Genomic DNA, 13,063 nt, shown 5'->3' with positions numbered 1-13,063 from the left:
GTTCGGGACGCCACGCTAGGCATACCTCGGCCGTGCGCGGCCGCGCCGATCATGCGTCGACGTGAAGTCTCCAGAGCGGTGATACGGGGCCGTGGCCTGCGCCGAGATCGTAGGAGGCGGCGAGGCATCGGTAGGTCCACTCCTTGGCGAACTCCACCGCGTCGGGAACCGGGTAGCCGTTGGCGAGCGCGCTGGCGATCGCCGCGGCCAGGGTGTCGCCGCCGCCGTGATCGTTGCCGGTGGCGATGCGCGGTGCGCTGAACTCGCGGAAGGTGTCGCCGTCGTAGAGCAGGTCGGTGCTGAATTCCGAGGCGCGCAGGTGCCCGCCCTTCACGATCGCCCACTGCGCGCCCAGTGCGTGCAATGCCTCGGCGGCCTTGCGCGCGGTGGCGTCGTCGACCACCTCGATGCCGGTGATCAGACGCACCTCGTCGAGGTTGGGGGTAACGACGGTCGCCAGCGGAATCAGCGTAGTGCGCACTGCCTCCAGGGCCTCCGCGTGCAGCAGTGGATCCCCGTGCATGGAAGCCGCGACGGGATCGACCACCAGGGGAATGGTGCCCTCGCGCCCGATTCCGAGCTCGCGGCACACCCCGGCGACGGCCTCGATGATCGCGGTGGAGGCGAGCATGCCGGTCTTGGCCGCGCCGATGCCGATATCGCGCACGACCGCCCGTACCTGATCGGCCACGACCTGCGGCGGAATCTCGTGAAACCCGCTGACGCCCACCGTGTTCTGCACGGTCACGGCGGCCACCGCCACGCACGCGTGCACGCCGCACAGCGCCATGGTGCGCGAATCGGCCTGGATGCCCGCGCCGCCACCGGAGTCGGTGCCCGCGATGGTGAGCGCGCGAACGGGGGTCTGGCCATCGGGGGTCAGCGGCAACATCTTCACGCCCCAACCCTACGACCGCACTCGCCGTCGCGAGACCCCACCTGGGCACTGCGAATGAAAACCATTATCATTAACTCGTGACCAACACCCTGACACCTCTGCCCGTCACCGTCCTGTCCGGCTTCCTCGGCGCAGGCAAGACCACGCTGCTCGATCACATCCTCGCCAACCGCGACGGCCGCCGGGTCGCGGTGATCGTCAACGACATGAGCGAGGTCAATATCGACGCCGCGCTGATCGCAGGCCAGGGGCACCTCGACCGCACCCAGGAGAAGCTGGTCGAACTCACCAACGGCTGCATCTGCTGCACCCTGCGCGAGGACCTGATCGAAGCCGTCGCGCGTCTGGCACGCGAGGGCCGCTTCGACCAGCTGGTGATCGAGTCCACCGGCATCTCCGAACCCATGCCGGTGGCCGCCACCTTCGACTGGGAGTTCGACGACGGGTTCCGCCTCGGCGACATCGCCCGCCTCGACACCATGGTCACCGTCGTCGACGCCTCGACCTTCCTGGCCGAACTCGTCCGCGGACAGGCGCTCACGGAACGCGACCTCGAAGCCGGCGAGGGTGATGCCCGCTCGATCGCCGATCTGCTGGTCGATCAGGTGGAGTTCGCCGACGTGCTGTTGATCAACAAGACCGACCTGGTCAGCGCGAACGCCGCGGCCACGGTGGAGGCGACCGTACGAAGGCTCAACCCGCGAGCGCACGTGCTGCGAACCGAAAAGGGCGTCGTGGATCTGCGCGAAGTGCTTGCCACGGGACGCTACAACCCGGTGGTCGCGGCCGAATCCGAAGGCTGGGCAGAGGAATTGGCGGGGGGACACGCTCCCGAGACCGAGGAATACGGAATCAGCAGCAGCACCTTTCTCGCCGACCGGCCCTTCCATCCGCAACGCCTCGCCGCCGTGCTGGAGCGATTGCGGGGGATGTTGCGCAGCAAGGGATTCTGCTGGATCGCGAGCCGTCCCGAGCTGGCGGCGATCTGGTCGCAGGCGGGCCCGAATCTGACCTTCGAACCCGGCGCGTGGTGGTCGGAACTGGAAGTGCCTGCCGGACAGGAGCTCGTGTTCATCGGAGTGCGCCTCGACGCCCCCGCCGTGCGGCGCGAACTCGACGCCGCGCTGCTCACCGACGCGGAGTTCGCGGCGGGCCCGAGTGCGTGGACCGGCTACGCCGATCCGTTTCCGGCCTGGGCCGACCTGCACGAGCATCACTGATTGGCATCTTTGCTGCGCGTATCACACTGCGCTGGTGCATGATTCGAATGGGTCGCGACCCACGCACCGATGAGGGGAGCGTGGGCCGCGGCACCTGGACGAATCAGGCCAGCCCGGCGAAGAACTCGCGAATGTCGCCGACCAGCACCGCGGGCGCCTCGTGTGCGGCATAGTGCCCGGCCGCGTCGTTCGCGCCGCCCGTACCCGCGCTGGTGTCGTAGGAATTCCAGCTGACGATCTTGCTGTGGTCGCGCTCGGCGAACCGGCGGATCGACTGGAAATCGCCGGCGAACATGGCCAGCCCGGTCGGGACCGTGGTCGGCTCGGTCGGCTGCTCGGTGGCGTGCGCGTCCTCGTAGTAGAAGCGCAGCGACGAACCCGCTGTCCCGGTGAGCCAGTACAGCGCCACATTCGCGATCACGAACTGCGCGTCGAGCGACTCGCCGAACAGCTGCGCGTTCCAGCCGAGCAGGCCCACCGGGGAATCGGCGAGCGCGTAGGCCAGCGTCTGCGGCTGCTGGCTGTGCAGCGTATTGAAGGCCATCTTGTTCTCGTGGAACCACTGGAGATGCTGCAGCGCGGCCATATCCGCCTCGGACAGGCCCTCGAACTCGGCCGGGTCGCCGGACGGGAACGAGAACAGCTGGGTGACGTGCACGCCGATCACCGTGTCGGGCGCGATCCGGCCGATCTCCGGGGAGACCATCGAGCCGCCGTCGTTGCCGATGGCGCCGTAGCGCTGGTAGCCCAGGCGCGTCATCAGCTCGGCCCAGGCGCGGGCGGTGCGGTAGCGGTTCCAGCCGGTGCTGCGGGTGGGGCCGGAGAAGCCGAAGCCGGGCAGCGAGGGGATGACAAGGTGGAAGGCGGGCGCGTCGGCCGATTCCGGCTCGGTGAGGGGCGCGATCACGTCGAGGTATTCGAGGATCGAACCGGGCCAGCCATGGGTGAGGATCACCGGCGTCGCATCGGCGCGCGAGGAGCGGATGTGCAGGAAGTGGATGTCCTCGCCCTCGATCTCGGTGGTGAACTGCGGGTAGGCGTTGAGCTCGGATTCCAGCGCGCGCCAATCGAACTCCTCGAGCCAGTACTCGGCGAGAGTGCGGACGCGACCGGCCGGGACGCCGTAGGCGTCGCCGACGCCGGGCAGTTCGTCGGGGTACAGGGCGCCGCGCAGCCGGTTGGCGAGGTCGTCGAGGCGGGCCTGCGGAACGTCGATTCGGAACGGGGTGATGGTGGCCATGTCGACTCCTCAAATTGAAACGGAATGTTTCGTTCTGTTCCAACCGTAGCAGAACGGAGCATTCCGTTTCAAGTGGTAGGCTGATATTCATGGCGAACCAGACCGAAACCGCAGATCAGCCCCGCTTGCCCGGTCGCAAGGCGCAGGCCGCGCGCAACGACGGACTGATCCTCGACGCCGCCCGCGCGGTGTTCCTCGACGATCCGAACGCACCGATCGCCGCCGTGGCCGAACGGGCGGGCGTCGGGATCAGCGCGCTCTACCGGCGGTATCCGAGCAAGGAGGTGCTGCTGCGCACCCTCTGTCACGAAGGGCTACGGCGATTCAACGCGGAAGCCGATGCGGCGCTGGCGGATTCGGATGGCTGGCGCGGGTTCGTCGGATTCTTGGAACGGGTCGTCGAGGCCGACGTGCACTCGCTCACCGTGCGTCTGGCGGGCACCTTCACGCCCGACGAGTCGATGCTGCCCGACGTCGTGCACTCGGGTGAGGCCGGCGAGGAGCTGGTCCGCCGCGCCCACGCCAGCGGTCGCCTTCGGCCCGATGTCGACGCCCTCGACCTCGGCTTGATCCTCGAGGCATGCTCGGCCATCACCATGCCCGACCCGGCGCGCACCGCCGAACTGCGCCAACGTGTCCTCGCGCTGATGGTGGACGGGCTCACCGCCGAGGGCGAGTTACCGGGCCCACCCCCTGCGACCGGCGAGTTCGCCTGGCGATGGGAACGCAAGCCCTGACCGCCGCCGATACGGCCCTGCTCCCGAGCGCGCACCTGGCAGACTTGGCGCATCACCCGGACTGCAACGCGGAGGCGCGTAGTGAACTGGACCCTGGAAGTTGTGATCGTCCCGGTTTCCGATATCGATCGGGCCAAAGATTTCTACGCGCGTCAGCTCGGGTTCGCCGTCGACCACGACACGGTGATCTCCGACGACGTGCGCATCGTGCAACTCACCCCGCCTGGCTCGGGCTGCTCGATCGTCATCGGCAAAGGGGCGGTGCCGCAGATGCCGCCGGGCTCGCTGAAGGGCCTGCAACTCGTGGTTCCCGATATCGAGCAGGCGCACGCGGAGCTGGTGGCGCGGGGAGTCGAGGTCAGCGAGGTGCGCGAGCTCGGCAAGAATCCACGGCCCGTCCCGCACCCGCTCGACAATGTCGGTTTCGTCTTCTTCAGCGATCCCGACGGGAATAGCTGGGCGGTGCAGCAGATCTCCAGCCGAGCCGACAAATCCTCGAGCTGATTCGAACCCTGTCGGTATACCGCTTCGGGCGGGCACCATGCTCGCATGCTGTTGGAGAGGCCCACCGAAACCGGCGAGCGACGGATCCCGCTGTACCGTCGCCCCGGGTTCCTGCGCGCGCTCTCGCCGCTCGCGGTGTTGGTCATCTGGCAGCTCGCCAGCGCCAGCGGCTCGATCCCGGCCAAGAAACTGCCCGCGCCGTCCGCGGTGCTGGACGCGGGTCTGGAAACCTACCGATCCGGCCAGCTCACCGAGGCCCTGCTGGTCTCCGGCCAGCGCGCGCTGTACGGCTTCGCCCTCGGCGCGGTTCTCGCGCTGGTACTCGGCGTGCTCGCCGGCCTGAGCAAGATCGGTGAGTACGCGGTCGACCCGCCGCTGCAGATGATCCGCACCATCCCGCTGTTCGGCCTGATCCCGCTGTTCATCATCTGGTTCGGCATCGGCGAGGAGCCCAAGGTCTACCTGATCGCCCTCGGTGTGTTCTTCCCGCTGTACCTCAATACCTTCTCGGGCATCCGCCAGCTCGATCCGAAACTGCTCGAACTCGGCAGCGCCCTGCACCTCGGACTCACCGAACGACTGCGCCTGCTCGTGCTCCCCGGCGCCCTGCCGCAGATCCTGGTCGGCGCCCGGCAGAGTCTCGGCATCGCCTGGCTCTCGCTCATCGTGGCCGAACAGATCAATGCCAGTGCCGGACTCGGCTTCGTCGTCAACAATGCCCGCGAATTCCTGCGAACCGACATCGTGGTGTTCGGCCTGGTGGTCTACAGCCTGCTCGGCCTGCTCACCGACTCGATCGTGCGGCTGCTCGAACGCCGCGCACTGCGCTGGCGCCCGGCGGTGCACCGCTGATGTCCGCTTCTTCCGCCGGCTCGAGGACCCACCCCGTCCCGAGAGCAGGCAGGCCCGCTACCCGCCGCCGTTCGATCGCGAGGTTCACCCCATGACCGCTGCCGCCGCCACGACCGTCACCCCCATCTCGTCGCGATCGGCTCGCGTGCCCGCCGCCCGGATCGCCGCTCTCAGCAAGCGATTCGGTGACCGCACCGTGCTCGACGGGATCGATCTCGAGATCGGCGCGGGCGAGATCGTCGCACTGGTCGGGCGCAGTGGATCCGGCAAGTCCACGCTGTTGCGGATTATCGGCGGCCTCGATACCGCCACTCGCGGTGCGGCTTCCGTCGAAGGCAGGCCGACGATCGTCTTCCAGGAACCCCGCCTGATCCCGTGGCAGCCGGTGGTGCGCAATGTGGCCCTCGGCAGGCCGAAGCCGCGCAATCGACGTGCCGACGAGCAAGCCGCCCGCGACCTGCTCGCCGAGGTCGGCCTCGCCGGTCGCGCCGACGCGTGGCCGCTCACTCTGTCCGGTGGTGAGGCCCAACGTGCCGCGCTGGCACGGGCATTGGTGGCCGAGCCGACGCTGTTGCTGCTCGACGAGCCCTTCGGTGCGCTCGACGCGCTGACCCGGCTGACGATGCACGAGCTGCTCCTCGGCCTGCACGCTCAGCGCGAGTTCGGCGTCCTGCTGGTGACCCACGACGTGCTGGAGGCGATCACCCTGGCCGACCGCGTTCTCGTTCTCGACGACGGCCGTATCGCCGCCGACGTGCCCATCGAGCTACCACGCCCCCGCACCGCCGCCGCGCCGGAAGTCGCCGAGTACGCGACGCACCTGCTCGCGCTGCTCGGCGTGCACTGAACCCTCCGCACCATCGCACGAAAGTTGTTCCCGTGAAACGCACTCCGATGTCCCGTCTGGCAGGCCTTGCCCTCGCCGTCGTCGCAACGCTCGCACTGAGCGCGTGCGGCGACGACACGGCGACCGAGGCCTCGCCCTCGGGCCCGGTCGACCTGAGCACCGTCACGCTGAAAGTCGGTGACCAGAAGGCGATTTCGATCGAGGTGTTGCTGAAGGCATCGGGTCAGCTGGAGAACCTGCCCTACAAGATCGAATTCTCCACCTTCACCGCCGGTCTGCCGCTGGTCGAGGCGGCGAGTGCGGGCGGCATCGACATCGCCCAAACCGGCAACACCCCGGTGATCTTCGGCGCGGCCGCCGACGCCGACATCAAGATCGTCGGGGCGCTCTCGGCCACCGGCAAGGGTGACGCGATCCTGGTCGGCAAGGACTCCACGATCGGTTCGGTCGCGGCCCTCAAAGGCAAGAAGGTCGCCGTCTACAAGGGCAGTTCGGCCAACGCGAACCTGCTCCTGCAACTGCAGAAGGCGGGCCTGTCGCTGAGCGATGTCGAGCCGGTCTACCTGGCTCCCGGCGACGGCTACACCGCGCTCACCCGCGGTGACGTCGACGCCTGGGCCACCTGGGACCCCTACACCGCCATCGCGGAGAAGGAGATCGGCGCCAAGTCGATCGCCACCGCCGACCAGGCCGCCAACGGCTACAACTTCTGGGTGGCGGGCAACAAGACCGTCGCCGACGCGGGCAAGTCCGCCGCTCTCGCCGACTTCTTCCAGCGCTACGCCGCCGCCACCAAGTGGTCCTCGGACAATCTCGACACCTGGTCGACCAAATACGGCGAGCTGACCCAGATCAGCGTCGACGCCTCCCGCACCACCTGGACCCGCTCGATCAAGGAGCCGATCAAACTCACCGACCAGGTCATCGCCTCCGAACAGGAAATCGCGGATGCCTTCACCAAGGCCAAGGCCATCCCCGGCAAGGTCGACTTCAAGTCGTTCGTCGACACCCGCTTCGACAAGGCGTAAGTCGCGCTGAGCCGTCACGGCGCCGTCGATCCCACCGGATCGGCGGCGCCGCTACGCTTTTCCGAACGCGAGCGCGACATTGTGGCCGCCGAATCCGAACGAGTTGCTGAGGGCGTAGTCGATCTTGTGCGGTCGTGCGGCCCCGGCGACGATATCGAGATCGATCGCCGGGTCCGCGTTGTCGAAATTCAGTGTGGGCGGGACGATCTGCTCACGCAGGCTCAGGATCGTGAGCACCGCTTCGAGAGCGCCCACCGCGCCGATCGAATGACCGAGCGCTGACTTCGGGGCGTACACCGAGGCATCGGGAGCGACCGCGGTGATCGCCGCCGCTTCGGAAGCATCGCCGATCGATGTCGACGTCGCGTGCGCGTTCACGTGATCGATGTCGCGAACCCGCAGCCCCGCAGTGTGAACGGCCTTGCGCATCGCCCGCGCCGCACCGGTGCCCGCCGGGTCGGAGGCCACGATGTGGAAGGCGTCGGAGGTGATGCCCGCACCGAGCACTCGCGCGTGGATGCGCGCACCACGCGCCTTCGCGTGCCGTTCGGATTCGAGCACGAGCAGCGCGCCGGCCTCGCCGAAGACGAAGCCGTCGCGGTCGCGGTCGAACGGCCGGGAGGCACGTTCGGGCTCGTCGTTGCGGGTACTCATCGCCCGCATCATCGCGAAGCCCGCGATGGGGACCGGGTCGATATGCCCTTCGACGCCACCGGTGACCACCACATCGGCCTCGCCGGTGCTGAGCAGCCGCCAGGCGTGCGCGATCGCCTCCGACCCCGACGAGCAGGCCGACACCGGCGCGAAAACCCCACCCTGCGCGCCGATGTCGAGTCCGACGGTGGCGGCGGGTCCATTGGGCATCACCATCGGCACGGCCAGCGGCGAGACCTTGCGGTAGCCGCCCGCCCGCATCGCGTCGACGGCATCGATCAGTGCGTCGCCGCCCCCGAGGCCGGTGCCGATGGCCACGGCGAGCCGCTCACGGTCGACTTCCGGCGAGCCCGCGGCCTGCCAGACCTGTCTGCCGAGGACCAGCGCCATGCGTTCGACGTAGGAATGCCTGCGCTGCTCGATCCGCGTCAGCTCGGCATCGGGCGAGGTGACCAGTGGTCCGCCGATCCGCACCGGCAGATCGTGCTCGGCGAGGAACCGCGTGGGTAGCGCACGGATTCCGCTCTCGCCGCGCAGCAGGCGCGACCAGGTCTCGTCCATGGTGTCGGCCAGTGCGGTGGTCGCCGCGTACGCGGTCACCACCACGCCGCCCCGAGTTTCTGAAGCGATCGGTACAGTCACGATGACATGAATACCTGTAGCACTCGCTACAGTCAACCCATGGCCCGTCCCCTCGACCACCGCAAGCGCGCCGAGATGCTGGCCGGTGTCGTCACCTACATCGCCTCGCACGGCTTGGCCGAGCTCTCGCTGCGACCGCTGGCCGCGGCGCTCGGAACCAGCTCGCGCATGCTGATCTACTACTTCGGAACCAAGGAAGAACTGCTGGTCCAGGCGTTGGCGACGCAGCGACCCGACCTCGCCGCGGTCTTCGCCGATATCGCCGAGCCCGCGCAGCTATCCGCGCGGCTGATCGGGTTCTTCGACGTGAATTCCGAGGGTGCCGAGGCCGACAGCGTGCGAGTGCTGCTGCAGGTGCTGGGTGCCGCGTGTGCCCCCGGCTCGCCGTACCAGGACTACGCCGAGGCCGCGATCGCCACCTTCGTCACCGAACTCGCCGCCGCGCTGCGCCGCACCGGGCTGGCCGAAGATCCCGAGGTGGTGTCCACGCTGCTGGTCTCCGGATTGCGCGGCATCATCCAGGACCGCGTGATCACGGGCGACCGGGAACGTACGGGCCGCGCCGCGCGCACCCTCATCGCGGCGGTCCTGCCCGGCTGAGCGCCCGTCGGTGATCGGGTCTCATCCGGCCCGGATCGGCCTTCGTGTGCCCGGATCGCGGCTGGACCTGCCGCGAGCATTGCCGGGCGGGCGTCACTGGTGTGGGTAGCTTGTCGTCAACGGACGTCGAGGGCCGAGCGGCCGGTGAGGTGGCCAGGGTGAGCGAAGCGCGGGACGAGTCCTACGGGTCGGTGCGCTGGGTGATGCTCGGGGTGCTGTGCGCCAGTCTGTTGCTGGTGGCGATGGATGCCACGATTCTCAATGTGGCGCTGCCGTCGCTGATCGAGGATTTGCAGGTCGGGCCGATGGAACAGCTGTGGATCATCGATATCTACGGGCTCGTGCTCGGCGGCTTGCTGATCACCACCGGTGCGCTCGGTGATCGGGTGGGGCGAAAGTTGTTGTTCATCAGCGGGTTCGTGCTGTTCGGCATCGCGTCGGTGGTCGCGGCTACCGCCGGGAGCGCGGCGCAGTTGATCGGCGGCCGGGTATTGCTCGGAATCGGCGGTGCGATGGTGATGCCGTCGACGCTGTCGCTGATCCGCAACATCTTCGCCGATGTGCGCGAACGCACCATGGCCATCGGGATCTGGGCGGCGGTCGCAGGGGTCGGCGCCACGGTGGGGCCCATCGTCGGTGGGTTCCTCGTCGAGCACTTCGGGTGGTCGTCGGCGTTCTGGCTCAATGTGCCGGTGGTGGTCGTGACGGTGGTGGTGGGGCTGTGGGTGTTGCCGGAATATCGTGCGCCGCAGGCGGGGAGCCTGGACTGGTTCGCCGCCGCGCTGTCGGTGGCAGGCATCGTCTGCCTGGCGTGGGGCGTCAAGCATCTCGCGAAAGGTGAAGCGAGCGAGGTGGACTGGGCGATCCTGCTGATCGGCATCGCCGCGCTGGCCTGGTTCACCCGACGTCAGCTCACTGCCACCGACCCGCTGCTGGATGTGCGGCTGTTCCGCAACGGCGCGTTCACCGCGGCGGCCGTCGCGACGCTGCTGGCCATGATGGCGATCGGCGCGGCCATGTTCCTGATCTCGCTGTGGCTGCAATACGTCCACGGCTACAGCCCGTCGCAGGCGGGCATCCGGATGTTGCCCGCCGCGCTCACGCTGCTCACCGCCTCCCTGCTCACACCGTTTCTGATGGAGAGGTTCGGTGTCCGCGCGGTGCTCGGTTTCGGCCTCGGCGCGGTCGCCCTCGGGTTCCTGCTGTTGGCGGTGAGTCCGGAACCCACCACCTATCCGGTGGTCGCGCTGGTGCTGGTGTCGTTCGGTCTCGGCGACGGTATGGCCGTGACCGCGGCGGCCGCAGTCCTGGTCGGCGCCGTGCCCGCGGACCGGGCGGGCCAGGCGGGTGCGGTGGAGGAGACCAACTACGAGGTCGGCGTCGGCTTCGGCGTCGCCCTGCTCGGCAGCCTGCACGCCAGGATCTTCAGTCAGCACATGACGGGCCTGTCCGTCCCCGCCGACAAGCTCGATCAGGCGAGCGGTTCGATCGGCGGCGCGGCCGAGGTGGCCACCGACCTACCCGAACCCGCCCGCGACGAACTCGCCCATGCCGCCGGTCACGCCTTCGACGTCGCCCTCACCACCACGTCCTACATCTCGGCCGCCGTCGTCGCGGTGGTTGCTGTCGGCACGGTCTGGCTGGTCCCGAAAGGGTTCCGCGTCACCGGCGGCCACGGATGACCACACCCTTGACGCAACCCAACGGTTGCAATACCCTGAATTGCAACCAGTCGGTTGCAATATATGAGGAGGCATCATGGGATTTCCTGATCAGATCGTCCGGACCGTCGAGCTCGCGCATCCGCCCGCCAAGGTATGGGCGGCCATCACCACCGCGGAAGGGCTGGGGAGCTGGTTCGGCAATACCGCCGAGATCGACCTGCGACCGGGCGGGGACATGCGAATGACCTGGAAGGAAGGGTTCGCCGCCGACATGCGGGTGGAGCGGGTCGAGGAGCCCTCGGTGTTCGGCTACACCTGGCCGATCAACGGGCTGCCCGACGACGACCCGCGACGCACCTATGTCGAATTCAGCCTCGAGCCGGTCGGCGACGGCACCCGGCTGACGGTCACCGAGACCGGCTTCGCCCAGCTGCCCGAGGAGGCCCACAAGGCGGCGTTCGAGGGCAATGTCGGCGGCTGGAAGAGCGAGCTGGGCGAGCTCGTCGAGTACCTCGATGCGGCCTGAGCAGGAGGCCACCGCCGAACGGGTCTTCGTCGCGCTGGCCGATCCGAGCAGGCGGTCGGTACTGGCCGCACTCGCCGCGCACGGTCCGGCCACCGCGACCGACCTCGCCGATCGGCTGCCCATCACCCGGCAGGCGATCGCCAAACACCTTGCCCTGCTCGCGGATGCGGGCCTGGTGATCGCGGAACCGGGGGAGCGGCGGCGCGTGCGCTACCGCCTCGATTCCGCTCCGATGCACGTGGCACAACAATTTCTGGCCGCCCTGTCCCGTGACTGGGACGGCCCACTCGACGCGCTCCGCCGGCATCTCGACGGCTGAGCCGGAAGGAAACGCAATGAGCGACAACGATTTCACCGCCACCATCACCGTCGACAAGACACCCGACGAGGCCTTCGCGGCCATCAACAACGTGTGGGCCTGGTGGTCGGAGACCATCGAGGGCAGCACCGGCACGGTCGGTGACAGCTACCTCTTCGAGGTCCCCGGCCTGCACCGCTGCACCATGACGACCACCACGTCGATTCCGGGCGAGCGCCTGGTCTGGCACGTCACCGACTCGCACCTGTCCTTCATCGCCGACACCAACGAATGGGAGGACACCGACGTCGTCTTCGACATCACCGAGAACGCCGACGGCACCGAAATCCGTTTCACCCATGTGGGTTTGGTGCCCGCCGGGGAATGCTACGAGGTGTGCTCCAACGCCTGGGGCGCCTACATCACCACCAGCTTGCGCGGTCTGCTCACCACCGGTGAAGGCGACCCGTTCCGGCGCACGAGCACCGGCGAGTCGGAACTGCTCAAGCACGGCAACGCCGACTTGGTGAAGCCGCGTCCCTGATCAGCCCCGGGGCGCGATGAGCAGCGTCTGGGTGCTGCGCCCGATCGGCCCGGTCTCGTCGAACAGCGCGGATTCGGCGAGGCCGATGCCGTGCGGCTGGGGATGGGTGACCGCGTCCAGGCACACCCACTCGCCGACCGGCTGACGATGCAGGGTCACGGTGAGGTCGGTGTTGATGAACAGGTACTTCGACCAGTCGAGGACCGCGCTGACCCCGTTGCCCGAATCGGCGGCGGCCAGCGTGCGCTCCAGCGGACTCGGGGTGGTCCCCGCGACGATCGGGTACTTCAACCGGATCCAGCAGATCGCGGGCCCCGGCGCGGCGAATGAGCCTGCGGAGAAACGGTATTCGATGCCGGTGTGGAAACCGATCTCCTGATCGGAGGGAAACTGCTCCGGCTCCGTCGCCGCGGGCAGTGGCCTGGTACCGGTCGGCAGGAACTGGGCGGGCAGATCGAGGGCGGGCTCGGCGAGCTTGAGCCGCCACGCGTTGGCCTGCATCACGGGGCCGCGCTCCGACGACAAAGTCGCCTCGATCAGTTCGACACTGCGCCCCGACCGCACCACCTTCGCCTGCGCGGTGAGCGGAGCCAGCGGCACCGGCCCGAGAATCTCGACGGCGACTCGTCCGACCTGGAATCCCGGCCGGGGCTCGCAGCGCTCGATCACATGCCCGAGCAGAGCGGACGGCGGTCCGGCGTGCTGGGCGTCCGGCGACCACGGGCCCCGGGTCAGCTCGGTCGAGAGGTACCGGTTCGGGTCCGCGGGGTCTCGGCGGTAGAAGGCATCGGCCACCCGGCCGACGTTAC

The 13,063-nt window shown here is 68.5% G+C and carries 15 protein-coding genes; 11 read left to right on the top strand and 4 right to left on the bottom strand.

All coding sequences use genetic code 11. From position 1 onward, the window contains the following. Positions 1-49: 49 nt before the first annotated feature. On the bottom strand, positions 50-898 hold the full coding sequence (gene thiD, locus ACWGCN_RS13435; protein WP_449967790.1) for a bifunctional hydroxymethylpyrimidine kinase/phosphomethylpyrimidine kinase: 849 nt from the start codon (positions 896-898) through the stop codon (positions 50-52). An 89-nt stretch (positions 899-987) separates the two neighbouring features. Between thiD and ACWGCN_RS13430 the strand changes: the two genes are divergently transcribed. Then, the gene (locus ACWGCN_RS13430; protein ID WP_452460257.1) at positions 988-2,118 is read left to right on the top strand and encodes a GTP-binding protein; all 1,131 of its coding nucleotides are present in this window, start codon (positions 988-990) and stop codon (positions 2,116-2,118) included. 103 nt (positions 2,119-2,221) lie between these two features. Here the strand turns inward: ACWGCN_RS13430 and ACWGCN_RS13425 are convergent, their stop codons facing one another. After that, on the bottom strand, positions 2,222-3,358 hold the full coding sequence (locus ACWGCN_RS13425) for an epoxide hydrolase family protein (RefSeq protein ID WP_452460254.1): 1,137 nt from the start codon (positions 3,356-3,358) through the stop codon (positions 2,222-2,224). 89 nt (positions 3,359-3,447) lie between these two features. Between ACWGCN_RS13425 and ACWGCN_RS13420 the strand changes: the two genes are divergently transcribed. The 5 genes from ACWGCN_RS13420 (at position 3,448) to ACWGCN_RS13400 (ending at position 7,326) form a co-directional block, all read left to right on the top strand. Beyond that, complete coding sequence (locus tag ACWGCN_RS13420) at positions 3,448-4,095, top strand: TetR/AcrR family transcriptional regulator (RefSeq protein WP_378996113.1); 648 nt, start codon at positions 3,448-3,450, stop codon at positions 4,093-4,095. Positions 4,096-4,176: 81 nt separating this feature from the next. After that, positions 4,177-4,599 (top strand): VOC family protein, encoded by a 423-nt coding sequence (locus ACWGCN_RS13415; RefSeq protein ID WP_378996116.1) that lies wholly within the window; start codon positions 4,177-4,179, stop codon positions 4,597-4,599. Positions 4,600-4,644: 45 nt separating this feature from the next. Next, complete coding sequence (locus ACWGCN_RS13410; RefSeq protein WP_452460255.1) at positions 4,645-5,451, top strand: ABC transporter permease; 807 nt, start codon at positions 4,645-4,647, stop codon at positions 5,449-5,451. A gap of 91 nt (positions 5,452-5,542) precedes the next feature. Beyond that, complete coding sequence (locus ACWGCN_RS13405; protein ID WP_379316475.1) at positions 5,543-6,298, top strand: ABC transporter ATP-binding protein; 756 nt, start codon at positions 5,543-5,545, stop codon at positions 6,296-6,298. A gap of 32 nt (positions 6,299-6,330) precedes the next feature. Further along, positions 6,331-7,326 (top strand): aliphatic sulfonate ABC transporter substrate-binding protein, encoded by a 996-nt coding sequence (locus ACWGCN_RS13400; protein WP_452460256.1) that lies wholly within the window; start codon positions 6,331-6,333, stop codon positions 7,324-7,326. A gap of 51 nt (positions 7,327-7,377) precedes the next feature. Here the strand turns inward: ACWGCN_RS13400 and ACWGCN_RS13395 are convergent, their stop codons facing one another. Continuing rightward, the gene (locus ACWGCN_RS13395; protein ID WP_452529025.1) at positions 7,378-8,622 is read right to left on the bottom strand and encodes a KasA/KasB family beta-ketoacyl-ACP synthase; all 1,245 of its coding nucleotides are present in this window, start codon (positions 8,620-8,622) and stop codon (positions 7,378-7,380) included. A gap of 39 nt (positions 8,623-8,661) precedes the next feature. On the opposite strand from ACWGCN_RS13395, the gene ACWGCN_RS13390 reads away from it, so the two are divergent. The 5 genes from ACWGCN_RS13390 to ACWGCN_RS13370 all read left to right on the top strand — a co-directional run bounded on the left by ACWGCN_RS13390 (position 8,662) and on the right by ACWGCN_RS13370 (position 12,254). Continuing rightward, positions 8,662-9,222, top strand: a complete 561-nt coding sequence (locus ACWGCN_RS13390) for a TetR/AcrR family transcriptional regulator (RefSeq protein WP_452460369.1) — start codon at positions 8,662-8,664, stop codon at positions 9,220-9,222. A 158-nt stretch (positions 9,223-9,380) separates the two neighbouring features. Next, positions 9,381-10,904 (top strand): MFS transporter, encoded by a 1,524-nt coding sequence (locus ACWGCN_RS13385; protein WP_452460368.1) that lies wholly within the window; start codon positions 9,381-9,383, stop codon positions 10,902-10,904. Between the two features lie 76 nt (positions 10,905-10,980). Beyond that, a complete protein-coding gene (locus ACWGCN_RS13380; protein ID WP_378996130.1) occupies positions 10,981-11,412 on the top strand; it encodes an SRPBCC domain-containing protein in 432 nt (143 codons plus the stop codon). Next, the gene (locus ACWGCN_RS13375) at positions 11,402-11,731 is read left to right on the top strand and encodes an ArsR/SmtB family transcription factor (RefSeq protein WP_378996132.1); all 330 of its coding nucleotides are present in this window, start codon (positions 11,402-11,404) and stop codon (positions 11,729-11,731) included. Before ACWGCN_RS13380 ends, ACWGCN_RS13375 begins: the two co-directional genes overlap by 11 nt. 16 nt (positions 11,732-11,747) lie before the next feature. Further along, on the top strand, positions 11,748-12,254 hold the full coding sequence (locus tag ACWGCN_RS13370; protein WP_452460367.1) for an SRPBCC family protein: 507 nt from the start codon (positions 11,748-11,750) through the stop codon (positions 12,252-12,254). On the opposite strand, the gene ACWGCN_RS13365 is transcribed toward ACWGCN_RS13370, so the two are convergent. Continuing rightward, positions 12,255-13,049, bottom strand: coding sequence for a thioesterase family protein (locus ACWGCN_RS13365; RefSeq protein ID WP_378996136.1), 795 nt, complete (start codon positions 13,047-13,049; stop codon positions 12,255-12,257). Positions 13,050-13,063: the final 14 nt, after the last annotated feature.

It is taken from the genome of Nocardia sp. NPDC055050, from assembly GCF_053608345.1.
Note: the sequence above shows the minus strand (reverse complement) of the source record. Positions and strands in the feature narration are given on the sequence as shown.

Excerpts from the sequence above, each read along its gene's own strand:
- ACWGCN_RS13410 (WP_452460255.1), top strand. The coding sequence starts at position 4,645 with ATGCTGTTGGAGAGGCCCACCGAAACCGGCGAGCGACGGATCCCGCTG.
- ACWGCN_RS13420 (WP_378996113.1), top strand. The coding sequence starts at position 3,448 with ATGGCGAACCAGACCGAAACCGCAGATCAGCCCCGCTTGCCCGGTCGC.
- ACWGCN_RS13380 (WP_378996130.1), top strand. The coding sequence starts at position 10,981 with ATGGGATTTCCTGATCAGATCGTCCGGACCGTCGAGCTCGCGCATCCG.
- ACWGCN_RS13425 (WP_452460254.1), bottom strand. The coding sequence starts at position 3,358 with ATGGCCACCATCACCCCGTTCCGAATCGACGTTCCGCAGGCCCGCCTC.
- ACWGCN_RS13370 (WP_452460367.1), top strand. The coding sequence starts at position 11,748 with ATGAGCGACAACGATTTCACCGCCACCATCACCGTCGACAAGACACCC.
- ACWGCN_RS13390 (WP_452460369.1), top strand. The coding sequence starts at position 8,662 with ATGGCCCGTCCCCTCGACCACCGCAAGCGCGCCGAGATGCTGGCCGGT.
- ACWGCN_RS13375 (WP_378996132.1), top strand. The coding sequence starts at position 11,402 with ATGCGGCCTGAGCAGGAGGCCACCGCCGAACGGGTCTTCGTCGCGCTG.
- ACWGCN_RS13405 (WP_379316475.1), top strand. The coding sequence starts at position 5,543 with ATGACCGCTGCCGCCGCCACGACCGTCACCCCCATCTCGTCGCGATCG.